This window comes from Pseudomonas sp. Marseille-Q7302, from assembly GCF_965111925.1.
The window spans coordinates 3,816,005-3,832,310 of record NZ_CBCOPK010000001.1; the positions used below are offsets into that span (position 1 = coordinate 3,816,005).

At 63.8% G+C, this 16,306-nt stretch carries 17 protein-coding genes; 7 read left to right on the forward strand and 10 right to left on the reverse strand.

Translation table 11 applies throughout. The features are described from left to right. The first annotated feature begins 326 nt into the window (after positions 1–326). Positions 327–1,778: a pyruvate kinase gene (pyk, locus tag ACWPW1_RS17785; protein WP_059315954.1), complete on the forward strand. Its 1,452-nt coding sequence runs from the start codon at positions 327–329 to the stop codon at positions 1,776–1,778. 115 nt (positions 1,779–1,893) lie between these two features. Here pyk and ACWPW1_RS17790 read toward each other — a convergent pair whose 3' ends face one another. Further along, complete coding sequence (locus ACWPW1_RS17790; protein ID WP_271655771.1) at positions 1,894–2,064, reverse strand: hypothetical protein; 171 nt, start codon at positions 2,062–2,064, stop codon at positions 1,894–1,896. Between the two features lie 125 nt (positions 2,065–2,189). On the opposite strand from ACWPW1_RS17790, the gene ACWPW1_RS17795 reads away from it, so the two are divergent. Beyond that, positions 2,190–4,805: a DEAD/DEAH box helicase gene (locus tag ACWPW1_RS17795; RefSeq protein WP_454253582.1), complete on the forward strand. Its 2,616-nt coding sequence runs from the start codon at positions 2,190–2,192 to the stop codon at positions 4,803–4,805. Positions 4,806–4,892: 87 nt separating this feature from the next. On the opposite strand, the gene ACWPW1_RS17800 is transcribed toward ACWPW1_RS17795, so the two are convergent. After that, positions 4,893–5,360 (reverse strand): phosphate-starvation-inducible protein PsiE, encoded by a 468-nt coding sequence (locus ACWPW1_RS17800; RefSeq protein ID WP_313648072.1) that lies wholly within the window; start codon positions 5,358–5,360, stop codon positions 4,893–4,895. A gap of 319 nt (positions 5,361–5,679) precedes the next feature. Here ACWPW1_RS17800 and ACWPW1_RS17805 point away from each other — a divergent pair, with 319 nt between their 5' ends. Next, positions 5,680–6,486, forward strand: coding sequence for a SirB1 family protein (locus ACWPW1_RS17805; RefSeq protein WP_454253583.1), 807 nt, complete (start codon positions 5,680–5,682; stop codon positions 6,484–6,486). 42 nt (positions 6,487–6,528) lie between these two features. On the opposite strand, the gene ACWPW1_RS17810 is transcribed toward ACWPW1_RS17805, so the two are convergent. The 3 genes from ACWPW1_RS17810 to ACWPW1_RS17820 all read right to left on the reverse strand — a co-directional run bounded on the left by ACWPW1_RS17810 (position 6,529) and on the right by ACWPW1_RS17820 (position 8,156). Then, a complete protein-coding gene (locus ACWPW1_RS17810) occupies positions 6,529–7,218 on the reverse strand; it encodes an LrgB family protein (RefSeq protein WP_454253584.1) in 690 nt (229 codons plus the stop codon). Continuing rightward, on the reverse strand, positions 7,211–7,594 hold the full coding sequence (locus ACWPW1_RS17815) for a CidA/LrgA family protein (protein WP_454253585.1): 384 nt from the start codon (positions 7,592–7,594) through the stop codon (positions 7,211–7,213). Before ACWPW1_RS17815 ends, ACWPW1_RS17810 begins: the two co-directional genes overlap by 8 nt. A 112-nt stretch (positions 7,595–7,706) precedes the next feature. After that, complete coding sequence (locus tag ACWPW1_RS17820; protein ID WP_059315960.1) at positions 7,707–8,156, reverse strand: flavodoxin; 450 nt, start codon at positions 8,154–8,156, stop codon at positions 7,707–7,709. 220 nt (positions 8,157–8,376) lie between these two features. Here ACWPW1_RS17820 and ACWPW1_RS17825 point away from each other — a divergent pair, with 220 nt between their 5' ends. From ACWPW1_RS17825 to ACWPW1_RS17840, 4 genes are all read left to right on the forward strand, one after another. Then, a complete protein-coding gene (locus tag ACWPW1_RS17825) occupies positions 8,377–8,937 on the forward strand; it encodes a hypothetical protein (protein ID WP_059315961.1) in 561 nt (186 codons plus the stop codon). A gap of 93 nt (positions 8,938–9,030) precedes the next feature. Further along, complete coding sequence (gene folM / locus ACWPW1_RS17830) at positions 9,031–9,729, forward strand: dihydromonapterin reductase (protein WP_454253586.1); 699 nt, start codon at positions 9,031–9,033, stop codon at positions 9,727–9,729. Positions 9,730–9,744: 15 nt separating this feature from the next. Further along, positions 9,745–10,038: a DUF1244 domain-containing protein gene (locus ACWPW1_RS17835; RefSeq protein WP_059315963.1), complete on the forward strand. Its 294-nt coding sequence runs from the start codon at positions 9,745–9,747 to the stop codon at positions 10,036–10,038. Then, positions 10,035–10,373, forward strand: a complete 339-nt coding sequence (locus ACWPW1_RS17840; RefSeq protein ID WP_454253587.1) for a HopJ type III effector protein — start codon at positions 10,035–10,037, stop codon at positions 10,371–10,373. Before ACWPW1_RS17835 ends, ACWPW1_RS17840 begins: the two co-directional genes overlap by 4 nt. A gap of 59 nt (positions 10,374–10,432) precedes the next feature. Here ACWPW1_RS17840 and lpxC read toward each other — a convergent pair whose 3' ends face one another. The 5 genes from lpxC to murC all read right to left on the reverse strand — a co-directional run bounded on the left by lpxC (position 10,433) and on the right by murC (position 16,289). Further along, positions 10,433–11,347 carry a UDP-3-O-acyl-N-acetylglucosamine deacetylase gene (lpxC, locus tag ACWPW1_RS17845; protein WP_059315965.1) on the reverse strand — a complete coding sequence of 305 codons (915 nt, stop codon included), beginning with the start codon at positions 11,345–11,347 and terminating at the stop codon, positions 10,433–10,435. A 109-nt stretch (positions 11,348–11,456) separates the two neighbouring features. Next, the gene (gene ftsZ / locus ACWPW1_RS17850; RefSeq protein WP_059315966.1) at positions 11,457–12,638 is read right to left on the reverse strand and encodes a cell division protein FtsZ; all 1,182 of its coding nucleotides are present in this window, start codon (positions 12,636–12,638) and stop codon (positions 11,457–11,459) included. A 54-nt stretch (positions 12,639–12,692) separates the two neighbouring features. Then, positions 12,693–13,937, reverse strand: coding sequence for a cell division protein FtsA (ftsA, locus tag ACWPW1_RS17855; RefSeq protein WP_007162051.1), 1,245 nt, complete (start codon positions 13,935–13,937; stop codon positions 12,693–12,695). Between the two features lie 16 nt (positions 13,938–13,953). After that, a complete protein-coding gene (locus tag ACWPW1_RS17860) occupies positions 13,954–14,808 on the reverse strand; it encodes a cell division protein FtsQ/DivIB (protein ID WP_059315967.1) in 855 nt (284 codons plus the stop codon). Positions 14,809–14,873: 65 nt separating this feature from the next. Next, complete coding sequence (murC, locus tag ACWPW1_RS17865) at positions 14,874–16,289, reverse strand: UDP-N-acetylmuramate--L-alanine ligase (protein WP_454253940.1); 1,416 nt, start codon at positions 16,287–16,289, stop codon at positions 14,874–14,876. Positions 16,290–16,306: the final 17 nt, after the last annotated feature.

The following is a 16,306-nucleotide window of genomic DNA, read 5'->3' on the forward strand; positions in this document are numbered from 1 at the left end:
TGTTCGCTAGATCGGCGCCGAGGCCAGCTTCTTGAGGCCAAACGACCATTGGTGTGACGAACCTGTAAAAAGCCGTCATGTGCTGGCCACTCGACGGCGCTACAATGAGGTGCGCTCCGTGTTCTACGTCGACTCGTCGCCGAGGACCTGTTCACCATCTCGCGAGCTAGAGGCAACAAAGTGAAAATGCTTGAGGAAGCGGAGTTTACGAAGGGTAGATGAGCACTCCGAGGGCATTTTCAACGTCGTTTGGCCGACGCGCAGCAGATCGTGAACAGCTTCTGAGGTGTCGACTCATGATTGCAATCCGCTAAAGGAAAGACTGCATGATTTATCGCCGTACCAAGATCGTCGCCACCCTAGGCCCGGCTAGCAATTCTCCGGAAGTCCTCGAGCAGCTCATCATCGCCGGCATCGACGTCGCCCGCCTGAACTTCTCGCATGGCACGCCCGACGAGCACCGTGCCCGTGGTCAGCTGGTACGGGATCTCGCCGCCAAGCACGGTCGTCACGTCGCTCTGCTCGGCGACCTCCAGGGTCCGAAGATCCGCATCGCCAAGTTCGTCAACAAGCGCATCGAACTCAAGGTCGGCGATCCCTTCCGCCTGTCCATCGCCCATCCCCGCACCGAAGGCACCGAAGAAGTCGTCGGCATCGACTACCCGGGCCTGGTCACCGACTGCCGCGTGGGTGACGAACTGCTGCTGGACGATGGCCGTGTGGTCCTGCGCGTAGAAGGCATGACCGCTACCGAACTGCACTGCACCACCTTGATCGGCGGCCCACTGTCCGATCACAAAGGCATCAACCGTCGCGGTGGTGGCCTCACGGCGCCGGCACTGACCGACAAAGACCGCGAAGACATCAAGCTGGCCGCCTCCATGGAGGTCGACTACCTGGCCGTGTCCTTCCCGCGTGACGCCGAAGACATGAACGAAGCCCGGCGCCTGATGGAAGCCGCCGGCGGCAAGTCCTGGCTGGTGGCCAAGATCGAGCGCGCCGAAGCCGTGGCCTGCGACGAAGCCCTGGACGGCCTCATCCATGCCAGCGACGCCGTGATGGTGGCCCGGGGTGATCTGGGCGTGGAAATCGGCGACGCCGAGCTGGTAGGCATCCAGAAGCGCATCATTTCCCACGCCCGTCGCCTCAACAAGGCAGTGATCACCGCGACCCAGATGATGGAATCGATGATCAGCAGCCCGATGCCGACCCGTGCGGAAGTCTCCGACGTAGCCAACGCCGTGCTGGATAACACCGACGCCGTGATGCTGTCCGCCGAGAGCGCCGCCGGCCAATACCCGGTGGAAGCGGTCAAGGCCATGGCGCGCGTCTGCGTCGGCGCCGAGAAGCAGCCCACTAGCAAGCTGTCCAGCCACCGCCTGGGTCAGACCTTCACCCGTTGGGACGAGAGTATCGCGCTGGCCTCCATCTACGTGGCCAACCACTTCCCCGGCGTGAAGGCCATCATCAGCCTGACCGACACCGGCTACACCCCGCTGATCATGTCGCGCCTGCGCTCCTCGGTGCCGATCTTCTCCTTCGCGTCCAGCCGCGCCACCCAGGCCCGCACCGCGCTGTTCCGCAACGTGCACACCATCCCCTTCGATCCGACCACCATGCCGGCGAACAAGGTGAGCCAGGCGGCGGTGGACGAGCTGCTCAAGCGCGGTATCGTCGAGCACGGCGACTGGGTGATCCTGACCAAGGGCGACAGCTACACCAAGCGTGACGGCACCAACACCATGAAGATGTACCGCGTGGGCGACCTGCTGGTCTGATCCCGCCACCGGTCCTCGACCGGTGCCAACGACGAAAGCCCCGAACAGGTGACTGCTCGGGGCTTTTTCATGGGCAGGGCTAAAGGTCGCCTGGGATCGACAAGAGCTGGCAGGCCTAGAAACCGCCAAAGGCGAGGTAGGCAAGGTGCAGGGCGGCCGCGCCCAGCACGCCCAGGCTGCAGACGATAAGGATGCAGCGCTGCAACGAGCGCAATCGCCCTTCTCGCCGGGCCTGCAGGCGGCTGGCCGTGATCAGGGCTACGCTGGCTAACGGTTGTTCACGCATCGTCCCACTCCTCACCTCCGTTAAATGCACTATATTCTCATTCTCACATAGATCAAGGGAGTCCGACGAGCGTCCGGCCGACTGTGGCAGAATAGCCGGTTTGGTGCGAACAGCCTGGGTGAACGATGGCGTTACGTTTCGAACGGCTCAAGTGGCAGGACTGGAAAGGCGCCTTCACGGAGCGCAACTACGAGCGCGGCCGGCGGCTGGCGCTGGATGGGCTGGTGCACCTGCGCTCGGCGGTCAAGGGCCAGCTCTATGCGGAGTGCAGCAGCCCAGCGGGGCCTGCCTATCGCCAGGCGATCAGCCTGCGCCCGGGTGATACCGCCTGGCGCGTCGACGCTCGCTGTACCTGTCCGGTCGGCCGCAATTGCAAGCACGCGGCTGCCGCCCTCATCGAACTCGAACGGCTGCAGCGCAGCGAGGCCGAACTGCCGGCCACGCCGGTGGCCAATCCGGAGTTACCGCAACCGGTACTGGCCCTCGGCAGCCATACCCAGATCGATTACGACCGCCATATCGGCAAGATGCGGCCCACGGTGCGCCATCGCGCCGCCCTGGCGTTCGCCTATGGCCCGCGGCGGCTGTTCGGCCCCCTGCCCCGCACCCCTGATTCCAGCTACCCCGCGCGCCAGCTGCAGGCGGAACAACGCTGGCGGCAGACGCTGCTCGATCATGGCCTGCGCCTGGCGACCCGGCGCAGCGCCGCGCTGCCCGACGACAGCGGCGAGATGTTCGAACTCCCCGACGACCCCGCCTGGCTCAGATTCGTGCAGCAGATCATCCCCCGCCTGCGCGAGGCCGGCTGGCAGATCGAGGCTCACCCGGAATTCACCTTCGACCTGACGCCGGTAGAAGGCTGGTATGGCCATCTCCAAGAGGTGGAAGATCAGACCACCACCAGCGGTCTGTTTGACGTCGAACTGGGCATCCGCCTGGGCCAGCGCCGCGTCAGCCTGATTCCGTTGCTAATCGACGCCATTCGCCGCGAACCCTCCCAGTACGAGCCGGCGATGCTGGCCAAACGCGCCGACGACGAACCCGTCCTGCTGCGTATCGATCCACCACGCCTGGCGGGCCAGCAGGGCCGGGTACAGCGGGTCGCCGTGCCCCTGGGTCGGCTCAAGCCAATCCTGCAGATCCTTGGCGAGCTCTATGCCACGGATCGCCTCACCAGCGAGCGAGCCCTGCGCCTGCCGCGCCTCGACGCCGCCCGCCTGGCGGAGCTGGATGAGCGCCTGCCGCTGGAATGGGAAGGCGGCGAACGCCTTAGAAGCTTTGCCGAGCGCCTGCGCAGCTATGCAGCCGAGCCAGTGGTTCTGCCCGATACCCTGCACGCCGAATTACGCCCCTATCAGCGCGAGGGCGTGGCCTGGCTGCAGGCTCTGCGGGAACTGGAAGTCGGCGGCATCCTGGCCGACGACATGGGCCTGGGCAAGACGTTGCAAACCCTGGCGCACATTCTCGTCGAACAGGCGGCAGGACGGCTGACCGCGCCAGCGCTGATCGTCATGCCCACCAGCCTGATTCCCAACTGGCAGGACGAGATCGCCCGCTTCGCGCCTGGTCTGCGCGTACTGACCCTGCAAGGCAGCGCCCGCAGCAGTCGCTTCGACCGCATACCCGAACATGACGTGGTGCTTACCACCTACGCCCTGCTCCCCCGTGATGCCGAGCGCCTAGCCGACTATGACTTTCACCTGCAGGTACTGGACGAAGCCCAGTCGATCAAGAATGCCGCCACCAAGGCCGCTCAGGCGGCGCGACACCTGCGGGCCCGGCATCGCCTCTGCCTGACCGGTACGCCGCTGGAAAACCACCTGGGCGAGCTCTGGTCGCAATTCCACTTCCTGATGCCCGGCTGGCTGGGGGACGAGAAAGGCTTCAAGCAGGCCTATCGCATCCCGGTGGAGCGCGAAGGTGATGTGCAGCGCCTGGCAGCGCTCAAGGCCCGGGTGCGGCCCTTCATGTTGCGCCGCACCAAGCAGCGGGTCGCCAGCGAATTGCCGCCCAAGACCGAGATCGTTCAGCTGGTCGAACTGAGCACGGCGCAACGCGAGCGCTACGAAGACCTGCGGCTGCTGCTGGACGAACGCGTCCGCGCCGAGATCGCCCGTCAGGGGATCGGCCGCAGCCAGCTGCTGATCCTCGATGCCCTGCTGCGCCTGCGCCAGGTCTGCTGCGATCTGCGGCTAGTGCCCAACGAAGACGACAGCGTGGCCAAGCCCTCGGCGAAGCTGGCAGCCCTGAACGAAAGGCTCGACGCCCTGCTTCCGGGGGGCAGCCGCGTGCTGGTGTTCTCCCAGTTCACCAGCATGCTCGACCTCATCGCTGCCGATCTCGACCAGCGCGGCATCGAGTACGTCACCCTGACCGGCGAGACCCGCGATCGGCGCACCCCGGTGCAGCGTTTCCAGAATGGCGAGGTACCGGTGTTCCTGCTCAGTCTCAAGGCGGGTGGCAGCGGTCTCAACCTGACCGCTGCCGACACGGTGATCCACTTCGATCCCTGGTGGAATCCGGCGGCCGAGCAGCAGGCCAGCGACCGTGCCTATCGGATCGGTCAGGATCGCCCGGTGTTCGTCTACAAGTTGATCGCCCGTGGCACCCTGGAAGAACGCATCCAGCAGCTACAGCAGGAAAAGGCGCGTCTCAGCGCCGGCATCCTCAGCGAGAACAGCGGCGACTGGCGCCTGACCGAAAGCGATCTGGCCCAGCTGCTGGCGCCGCTGGACCGCTAGGCTTCAGCCGGTTGGTCGTTCTGACGGCGCGGCACCTGGCTTGGCCAGCCGCGCCGCCAGTGGCGAAGCGGATAGGTGCTGCGCACGCTACTTGTCGCCCTCGCCCACCACATCGCCCGTCGCATCGAGCGCCTTGCTGGAAGGAAACTTGTTCGAAGCGACCCTGACCGCCAGCACCGAAAGCGACAGCAGAAAGATCCCGCCGCAGAGATAAAGCAGGCCGATATCAGGCGGCCGATGGTGCGACACATCGCCGATCAGATAGCGCGTCAGGGCGGTGATGGCGATGTAGAGCAGAAACCGGATGGGCAGGTGATTGGTCTTGAAGTAGATGCCCACCATGGCACCCAGCTCCAGATAGATGAAGAGCAGGAGAATGTCATCGATACTGGCCTGCCCCTTGTCGACCATACCCATGAAGGCCATCACCGAGGCCCAGGCCGTGGCTGCCCCGATGGCGAACAGACCAAAGTAGTGGAAACCTTCCACCATCAGGTTGCCGAGCGAATTCGCCCCGTCATGCATGCGTTTGCGGCTGCTATCGGCCCATTTCATATACGGTTACTCCATTCAGGCACTGGGACTACCAGGCCTGCTAGCCAGCAGATCGCGGAAAGGTGTGAACTGGCAACGTCAGGTCGCTCTTGAAGAGAATGCCGACCCGGACGACCCGGCGATGACACTTCCAATGGCTTAGCCATTCGCTCAGGGATTCGCCCATGCTGGAATTCCCGTTCTCAAGGCTGCTCTGGCACCAGCTCGCTCTTATAGCGAGAAGCCGGACGGTCGACCAGTGCGCGACTGTCGCAGACTGGACGGCCAGGCGCCGGCAGGCTAAAACCTGAGAGAAAGCCCAAAGGGCCTGGAGTCTATCTTGGAACCGCGTCTTTCTTGCCTCGCCTGCCTGGACCGGCCCGACCCTCGACTGCTGGAAGCCGCGCTCTGGATCGCGGCTGAGCACCATCAGGAGGTCGACCCTCACGCCCTGCTGCATTCACTGGACGATCTGGCCCTGCATCTGCTCGCCACCCTGGATGGCGATGCCAGTCACTCCGAGCGTGCCCAAGAATTGTTACGACAGTTGTGCGACGCCGGCTTTCGCGCGGCCGATTGGCCATTGAATCCGACCGCCGCCCTGCTCGACGAAGTCCTGACGCGCCGCCGCGGGCAACCCCTATCGATCGCCCTGGTGGCACTGGAGCTGGCCCGGCGCCTGGAAATCAATCTGCAGGGCATCGGCTTTCCCGGCCATTTCCTGCTGCGCGTCCCGGGTGCGGATCACCTGCTTGAACCCTTCGGTGGGCGGCGCCTGTACATGAACGACTGCCGGCAGCTGCTGGTGGAGCAATTCGGCCCCGCCGCGCAACTGCAGGCGAGCTACCTGGCGCCACTGGGTCCGCGGCAGATGATGCAGCGGCTTTCGCGCAATCTGCGCGAATTGCATCGCCAGGGCGAGCAACCGCTGGCAGCGCTCAAGGATGCCCAGCGGGTCATCGAACTGGGGGCGGTAGGTGTCATCGATCACCTGGCGCGCGCCGATCTGTATCGGCAACTCGAATGTCCCCAGGCCGAGCGCTACGATCTGCAGCACGCCCTGCTGATCAGCGAAGACGAAACCGAAAGGGAGCAGGTGCGGCGGCGCCTGGAACAGCTCGGCGCGCCTTCCGCCACGCTGCACTAGGTTCCGCACGAAACGTCATCGAGTGCAGGCCCCTCATCCGACCTAACCGTGCAGCAACCAGAGCACCAGCTGGGCCCCAAGCAGATTACTCAGACCCGCCAGCACCATGACCAGCCCGGCCACAGTGCCCTCTTCCAGACCAACCTCGTAGGCCTTACTGGTGCCCACGCCATGGGCGCCCATGCCGAACAGGGCGCCGCGGGCCAGCGCCGACTTGAGTGGCAACAGCTTGATCAGCAGGCTACCGAGGATGGCGCCACCCAGCCCGGTGATCATCACGAAGGCCGCGGTCAATTCGGGGACGCCGCCCAAAGTGGCGGACATCGGCATGGCGAAGGGGGTGCTGATGGAGCGCGGCAGCATGGACAGCAGCACCCGGTCGTCCAGCAGCAGCAGCCGGGCCAGCAACCAGGAGCTGCCGATGGCCACGCCACTACCCACGCAGAGTCCGGCCAGCAGCGCCTGCCAGTAACGCGCCAGGAGCCGGCGCTGTTGCCAGATCGGCACGGCGAAGGCCACCGTCGCCGGTCCCAGCAGGGTGATCAGCCAACGGCTGTAGTGGGCATACTGGGCATAGCTCACCTGCTGCCAGAGCGTGGCGGCATAGAGCAGCACCGTGACGAAGATGATCGGACTGACCACATACCAGCGCAGACGCGCATAGAGCAGGCGGCTCACCACGTACCCGGCCACCGTCAGCAACAGCCAGAAGAGCCCGGGCAGATCAAGCATCGCGACGCCCCCGACGGCGGAACATCCAGTCCACGGTATAGGCGGTGGCGACCATGGTCAGTACGGTACTGAGCAGAATCGCCAGCAGAATGCGCACGCCCTCCTGCCGGAGCAAGGGGCCGTAATCGAGCAGACTCAGCAAGGCGGGAATGAAGAACAGCAGCATTTCGCCCAACAGCAGGCGCACCCCATTCTGCAACCACTCGGGCTCGACGATGCGCGCGGCCAACAGCAACAGCAGCATGGCCAGACCTACTACACCGCCCGGTACCGGCAAGGCGAAGGAGGTCGCCAGCCAAGTACCCACGCCCCACAGCGCGCCCAATCCGCATAGCTCCAGAGCCAGGCGCACATATCTATTCACCCAGGGCTCCATCTCAAATCATCATCAGGCGCTCAAGGATACCGAGGCTGAGGTGACGAGGACAGCCGACCGGGCCCAGCGGCGGGATCAGCGCGAGTAAAGCAGCTTTGCTCACTGGGCAAGATCAGCCCAGCGCGGCGATGACCTCGGCGATCCAGCCCTCGGCGTCTTCGTCCGGCGTCACCGTCTCGCTGGCATCGATGCGCAGCATGGGCAGCAACTCATGCAGTCCCAGCTCGGCGAACAGCTCCTGCATCAGCTCGCCACCGCCGCAATAGGTGTCGCCATAGCTGGAATCACCCAGCGCCAGCACGGCACCTGGCCGTCCCTGCCAGGGCGGCAGGCGATCGCGCAGCTGGAAGTACAGTGACTCCAGGTTGGCGGGCAGCTCGCCCATGCCCGTGGTGGAAGTGATGGCCAGCAGGGCCTCGGGCGCGAAGGCCTCCAGACTGGCGAGATCGGCATTCGGCTGGTGCCAGACCTCATGGCCCGCCGTGGCCAGACGTGCCTTCACCTGGCGCGCGATATCTTCCGCGGTGCCGTATACCGAGCCATTCAACAATGCGACTTTCATACAAACCTCTTGCGTGGAATCCCGCCCAGTATGCCTGGCGCGACTGTCGTTGGCGCTCCGTCAGCGCCGCTGCTCCGCTGGCAACCACCGCTGCTGCCAAGGGTCTCAAGGCTTGTTATGCTAGCGCCGCCTGCTACCCCAGGCGTTTTCGCCACCTGCCCGCCTACCCGGCGGCGTGACGGCATCCGGCCTATCCGGCCTGATCGCCCGGAGTTAGAGCATGAATCAGCCTGTTACCCTCATGGTCGCGCGGCGCGTGGCGGCCGGCCAATACGACGCCTTTCTGGTCTGGCTGCGCGAAGGCGAAGCCCTGGCCACTGCCTATCCCGGCTATCTCGGTTCGGGTGTCCTGACCCCGCCACCGGGCGATAACCTGGTACAGATCATCTTTCGTTTCGCCTGCCCCCAGACCCTCGACGAGTGGGAACACTCGGACACGCGGCGCCTCTGGCTGGAGCGGGGCCAGGGCCTGTTCGAAGCCCCCCAGGCACGCCGCGCCCAGGGCATGGACGACTGGTTCGGTGCCGGCATCCAGCCGCCGCCGCGCTGGAAGCAGAGCATCGCCGTCTGGCTGGCGTTCTTTCCCATCTCGCTGCTGTTCAATGCCGCCTTCGGCGATCACCTCGCCCATCTGCCATTGCTGCCGCGTATCCTGCTGAGCACCCTGATCCTCACTCCGGTCATGGTCTGCGTCTTCATTCCGCTGATTACCCGGGCGCTCAAGGGCTGGCTGCACAACGCCTCCTCGCGGGCCAACGACTGGCGCAGCAGCGCCCGCTAGATCGCAAGGGATCGGCCTGCATCCTGACGAGTCGAATGCGTACAATGGCGGCCAGCCTTCTGGCCGCTTCGCTCATCAGGATCGGGTACCCTCATGTCCGCAACCCTTCCCCTTCTGATCACCGGTGCCAATCGCCGCGTCGGTCTCGCCTTGACCCGCCGGCTGCTGGCAGAGGGTCAGCCCGTCATCGCGGTCTACCGCGACGATCCGGGACCCCTGCGCGAACTCGAAATCGAAGCCTATCAGGTCGATCTGACGGAAGAGTCGCAGCGCGATCTCCTGCTGCAGCAGTTACATGAACGCCACCGGGCATTGCGCGGCATCGTGCACAACGCCTCGGTCTGGGCCGAAGACGGCCTGGACAATCTGCGCCTGCTCTATCGCCTGCACCTGGAAGCGCCCTACCACCTCAACCTGGGCCTGCAGGAGTTGCTGCTGGCTGCGCCACGCGCCGACATCATCCATATCGGTGACGACAGCGCGACCCGGGGCAGTCGCAATCACATCGGCTACGCCGCCACCAAGGCCGCCCTGCACAACCTGACGCTGTCCTTCGCCGAAGCCCTGGCACCCACCGTTCGGGTCAACACCATCGCCCCGGGCCTGCTGATTTTCAAGGAAGGCGCGGACGAGGCCTATCGCCAGGCGACCCTGCACAAGGCGCTGCTGGATTTCGAACCCGGCGCCGAGCCTATCGTGGATACCGTGCTCTATCTGCTGTCGACCCAGTACGCGACCGGCAGCACCTTTACCGTCAACGGCGGGCGCCACCTGCGCCACGGCCGACGCTAGCAAGAGGAATCAGCCATGACCGAACAAGACCGCCTGGAACTGGAAGCCGCCGCCTTCCGTACCCTGGTCCAGCACCTGCGCAAGCGCACCGATGTCCAGAACATCGACCTGATGAACCTGTCCGGTTTCTGCCGCAACTGCCTGTCCAAGTGGTACAAGGCCGCCGCGGATGACAAGGGCCTGGAGCTGAGTCTCGATGACGCCCGCGAAGCCGTCTATGGCATGCCCTATGCCGACTGGAAAGCCCAGCACCAGACCGAAGCCACGCCAGCTCAGGCAGCCGCCTTCCAGGAGCAGCAGAGCAAATGAGCGACCTGTCCAGCTTTCGCGCCAGCCTGGCCAGTGGCGATCATACCTTCGCCGACACCCTGGCCTTTGTCACCGAGCACTACCACTACCAGCCTACCGCCTTTCGCAACGGTGACGTCGACAATGCCGCCGGCCAGAACGAAGGCTCCTGCAAGACCCTGGGGTTGGCCACACTCGAAGGCCTGAGCGATCAGGAAACCCTGTTGGCCTTTGGCGAACACTATCGCAGTGTGCTGCAGACGCCCGAAGGCAGCGACCACGCCAACATTCGCGCCCTCCTCGCCAACGGCTTGGCCAAGGTGCACTTCCAGGGCGAACCCCTGAGTCGTCGCTAGGGTTTCTGGCGGCCATAAAAAAAGCCCTGCGGATGCAGGGCTTTTTTGTAGAACCGGGCTCAGACGGCAGCCGCGGGTCTCATATAGGAAATGGGTGCCAGACCGGAATCTTCGAAGGTGACCACTTCCCAGGCATCACGATCGGCCAGCAGCGCACGCAGCAGACGATTGTTCATGGCATGGCCGGACTTGTAGCCGCGGAACTCGCCGATGAGGCTCTTGCCAAGCAGATACAGGTCACCGATGGCGTCGAGGATCTTGTGCTTCACGAACTCGTCTTCATAGCGAAGACCGTCTTCGTTCATCACGCCCTTCTCGTCCACCACAATAGCGTTGTCGACGCTACCGCCCAGGGCCAGGTTGTGCGAGCGCAGGAATTCCAGGTCGCGCATGAAGCCAAAGGTACGGGCACGACTGACTTCCTTGAGGAAGGAGGTGCTCGAAAAGTCCACCGAAGCTTTCTGGGTACGGTTGTTGACCACCGGGTGATCGAAATCTATTTCGAAGGTCACCTTGAAGCCATCGAAAGGCACAAAGGTGGCGCGCTTGTCACCGTCGACGACGGTCACTTCCCGCTTGATGCGGATGAACTGCTTGGGCGCTTCCTGTTCCTGCAGACCCGCGGACTGGATCAGGAACACGAAGGGGCCGGCGCTGCCGTCCATGATCGGTACTTCGACCGCGGACAGCTCGACGTAGGCATTGTCGATACCCAGACCGGCCATGGCCGACAGCAGGTGCTCAACGGTACCCACCTTGACGCCACTGTCACTGAACAGGTTGGTCGACATGGTGGTTTCACCCACGTTCTCGGCCCAGGCCGGGATTTCCACGACCGGATCGAGATCGGTGCGACGGAACACGATTCCCGTATCGACCGGAGCCGGCTTCAGGGTCAGGTAAACCTTCTCCCCCGAGTGCAGGCCTACGCCAGTGGCGCGAATGGTGTTCTTGAGGGTGCGTTGTCTAATCATGCCAGGGCCGCTCGGTCGCAGGGTGCGAATGGTGTTCAACGAAGTCGCGATGATAGCAGATGCGAAAATCGATGCCCACTAATCACACCCTGGCTTGTGATATACCCGATCAATCAGCCTGACGACGCAGGAAGGCCGGGATGTCCAGGTAATCCAGGTCGTCGTTGGGATTGACCTTGGTCGCCGCTGCCGAGCCGCCATGATTCTGGCTGCCGCGACCGGAGCGCATCGAGGTCGGGTACTTGAGGTCGTCGTAGTTGACCGGACCCGCTTCCTGACGTGCAGCGGCCAGGGTCTGAGCGGTGTTGTCCACCACCTTGACCGGCTTTTCGATGCGCGCACCCAGACCGGTGGCGACCACGGTGACATGCAGCTCGTCGCGCATTTCCGGATCGATCACCGCGCCGACCTTGACGGTGGCGTGCTCGGACGCGAAGTCCTCGATGATCTCACCCACGGCGGCGTATTCACCCAGGGACAGGTCCAGGCCGGCAGTGATGTTGACCAAGATGCCACGGGCGCCGTGCAGGTTGACGTCTTCCAGCAGCGGGTTGCGAATGGCCGCTTCGGTGGCTTCACGTGCACGGTTCGGACCGCTGGCGTGACCGGTACCCATCATGGCCATGCCCATCTCGCCCATCACGGTCTTGACGTCGGCGAAGTCGACGTTCATCAGGCCGGGACGCTGCATGATGTCGGAGATACCACGGACGGCGCCGGCGAGAACGTCGTCAGCCTTGGCGAAGGCAGCCAGCAGGCTGGCGTCCTTGCCCAGAATGGTCAGCAGCTTCTCGTTGGGGATGGTGATCAGCGAGTCGACGCATTCGGACAGGGAACGGATACCTTCGTCGGCGACCTGCATGCGCTTGCGGCCTTCGAAGGGGAAAGGACGGGTGACCACGGCAACGGTCAGGATACCCATTTCCTTGGCCACCTCGGCAATGATCGGCGCAGCACCGGTACCGGTGCCACCGCCCATGCCGGTGGTGATGAAGACCATGTCGGCGCCTTCGAGGACTTCGGCGATGCGCTCACGGTCTTCCATGGCCGCCTGGCGGCCGATTTCCGGGTTGGTGCCAGCACCAAGACCCTTGGTGACACCCGGGCCGAGTTGCAGCACGGTACGGGATGTGACGTTCTTCAGGGCCTGGGCGTCGGTATTTGCACAGATGAATTCGACGCCTTCAACACCGCTTTTGACCATGTGGTTAACGGCGTTGCCACCGCCACCGCCCACGCCGATGACTTTGATCACGGCGCTTTGTGGAATGTTGTCTACGAGTTCGAACATGGTCCCCTCTCTTTCCTTTCGGATCTTCGCCTACTGCCGCGGTTTAATTGTGAATTACAAGTTGCCCTGGACCCAACGCTTCATGCGTTCCAGGACTGTGGATTTGGTTTCGCTGCTATATCCGCCAGAAACAACCGGCAGGGGATCGGTCTGCTTTTGCAGACCATAGAGCAACAGGCCGACGCCTGTGGAATAGATCGGGTTGCTGATTACATCAGTCAGACCCTTGACCGTCTGGGGCACCCCCAGGCGTACCGGCATATGGAAAATCTCTTCCGCCAGTTCGACCGCGCCTTCCATCTTCGCGGTACCACCGGTGAGTACGATCCCTGCGGGGATCAGATCCTCGTAACCACTGCGGCGCAGTTCCGCTTGCACCAGTGTGAATAGCTCATCGTATCGGGGCTCGACCACTTCCGCGAGGGCCTGACGCGACAATTCTCGCGGCGGACGATCACCCACGCTGGGGACCTTGATGGTTTCACCCGGGCCAGCCAGCTTTGCCAGGGCACAAGCATACCGAATCTTGATTTCTTCGGCATATTGCGTCGGGGTTCTCAAGGCCATGGCGATGTCATTTGTGACTTGGTCGCCAGCAATAGGTATCACCGCCGTATGGCGGATGGCGCCTTCGGTAAAGATGGCAATATCGGTAGTGCCGCCACCGATGTCCACCAGGCAAACGCCCAATTCCTTTTCATCATCTGTCAGCACCGAATAAGCCGAAGCCAACTGCTCCAGAATGATGTCGTCAACTTCCAGTCCGCAGCGCCGGACGCACTTCTCGATGTTCTGCGCGGCATTGACGGCGCAGGTCACCACATGGACCTTGGCTTCCAGTCGGACGCCAGACATGCCCAGGGGCTCACGCACGCCTTCCTGGTTGTCGATCACATAGTCCTGGGCCAGGGTGTGCAGCACGCGCTGATCGGCAGGAATGGCCACCGCCTGGGCGGCATCGAGTACCCGCTCGATGTCGGCGGGGCTCACTTCACGGTCACGGATCGCCACGATGCCGTGGGAATTCAGACTGCGGATGTGATTGCCGGCAATGCCGACGAAAGCCGAATGGATTCGGCAACCGGCCATCAGCTGGGCTTCTTCGATGGCCCGCTGGATGGAGGCGACGGTGGATTCGATGTTGACCACCACGCCCTTCTTGAGCCCGCGCGACGGATGGGTGCCGATTCCGACGATCTCGATCTGACCATCGGAAGACACCTCGCCGACCAGAGCCACGACCTTGGAAGTGCCGATGTCGAGGCCGACGATCATCTTGCCGCTTTGCACGCTTGCCATAGTAAAAAACTTCTCCTCAATGCTTGGCCGGTTCGGTCACGGGGGTGGCAGCGATAGCGGGATCACGCCAGGCCACGGCCAGACCGTTCGGATAACGCAGATCGATCCGCGCGATATTGTCCATCTGTGCCTTGAGCACCTGATCGTACAGGCGCATGAAGCGCCGCATCTTTTCCACCAGCTGGTCGCGGCCGAACACCAGTTCCAGGCCCTGACCGGTGGTGAGGTACCAGCTGCCGCGCTCCTGCATTTCCAGGCGTGCCACGGTGTAACCGAGCGGCCGGAGCATCTGGCTGAACATCTGGTACTGCTGCATCACTTGCTGCTGGGCCCGTTTGGGGCCGTACAGTCGCGGTAGATTGTCATAGTTGGCCAGATCCTGTGGGGCAAAAGCCTCACCCTGGTTATTCAGCAGCGCCTCGTCACCCCAACGGGCGATGGGCATCTGCTCTTCCAGGCGGATGCTGATCTCGTCAGGCCAGACCCGACGCACCTCGGCATGGGCGATCCAGGGCATGGTTTCCAGTTCGTGGCGCATGTCGGCCAGGTCGACCTGGAAGAAGGTGGTACCCACGAAGGGAGCGATGCGCTGCTGCACCGCCCCCTGACTGATATAGGACAGATCACCCTTGACGCTGACCTTGGCGATTGGCCGGTCGGCATAGGGCAGCAGCTTCTGGGCCCCTTCGTAGGTGCCAAAGCCCAATCCCAGCAGCAGGAACGGCCAGAGGATGCGCTTGAGCAGGCCCAGGCTTGGGCGCGGCAGGCGCGTCGACAGCGGCTCTTCGGCGACCAGGCGACTGGCGCCCCGCTGCTCGACATTGCGCGAACGGCCGAAGCCGGGCTGGTTGTGACGTAGGGTGGCGACCAAGGTTCAGCCCTCCACGTGCGCGCCGGCAGCAGGAACTGCCAGCAATAGGTTGGATGGATGACGGCTCATGCCGAGCTCCCAGCGGTCGCGGCGGTGGCGAACAGCGGGTGGTTGAGCAGTTGCGGCGCCAGCGCACCGATGTCGCCCGCGCCCTGGCACAGCAGGATGTCGCCTGGGCGCAGCAGCGGCTTGACCAGCGGGGCGATGTTGCTGCCACGCTCCACATAGATCGGATCGAGCTGGCCGCGCTGGCGAATGCTGTGGCAGAGCTGACGGCTGTCTGCCCCGGGGATCGGCTCTTCGCCGGCCGGATAGACTTCCATCAGCAGCAGGACGTTGGCATCCGCCAGGACCTGGACGAAGTCCTCGTAGAGATCGCGGGTGCGGCTGAAACGGTGCGGCTGATAGACCATCACCAGCCGGCGCTCGGGCCAGCCACCGCGTACGGCCTTGATCACCGCGGCGACTTCGCGCGGGTGGTGACCGTAGTCGTCGACCAGCATGACGCTGCCGCCAGTGACCGGCAGTTCGCCGTAGACCTGGAAGCGCCGCCCGACCCCTTGGAAGCCGGACAGACCATTGAGGATGGCCTCGTCGCTGACGCCTTCGTCGGTGGCGATGGCGATGGTGGCCAGGGCGTTGAGCACATTGTGCACGCCCGGCATGTTGACCGAGACCGCCAGCGGCGCACGCCCCTCACGCAGGACGGTGAAATAGGTGCGCATGCCTTCCTGGCGGATATCCACGGCGCGTACGTCGGCGTCTTCGGCGGTGCCGTAGGTGACGGTGGGACGAGCGACCTGGGGAATGATCTCGCGCACCACCGGGTCGTCGACGCAGAGCACGGCCAGGCCATAGAACGGCAGGTTGTGCAGGAAATCGACGAAGGTGCGCTTGAGCCGATTGAAGTCACCTTCGTAGGTGCTCATGTGGTCGGCGTCGATGTTGGTGACCACGGCGACCATGGGCTGCAGGTGCAGGAAGCTGGCGTCGCTCTCATCGGCCTCGGCGACCAGATAACGGCTGGTGCCGAGCTGGGCGTTGGTGCCGGCGGCGTTCAGACGTCCCCCGATGACGAAGGTGGGATCCAGACCCTCAGCGGCGAACACCGAGGCGATCAGGCTGGTGGTGGTGGTCTTGCCATGGGTGCCGGCGACGGCGATGCCATGGCGATAGCGCATCAGCTCGGCGAGCATCTCGGCGCGAGGCACCACGGGAATGCGCTGTTCGAGGGCAGCGGACACCTCGGGATTGGATCTATTGATGGCGCTGGACACCACCAGCACATCGACCTGATCCAGGTTTTCCGCGCGATGGCCGATATAGATGCGCGCACCGAACTGCTGCAGACGTGCGGTGACCGCGGACTCCTTGAGGTCAGAGCCCGAGACTTCGTAACCCAGATTCAGCAGCACCTCGGCGATACCGCACATGCCGACGCCACCGATACCGACGAAATGGATGCGCCGAATGCTGCGCATGCGCCGAACCTCGGCCT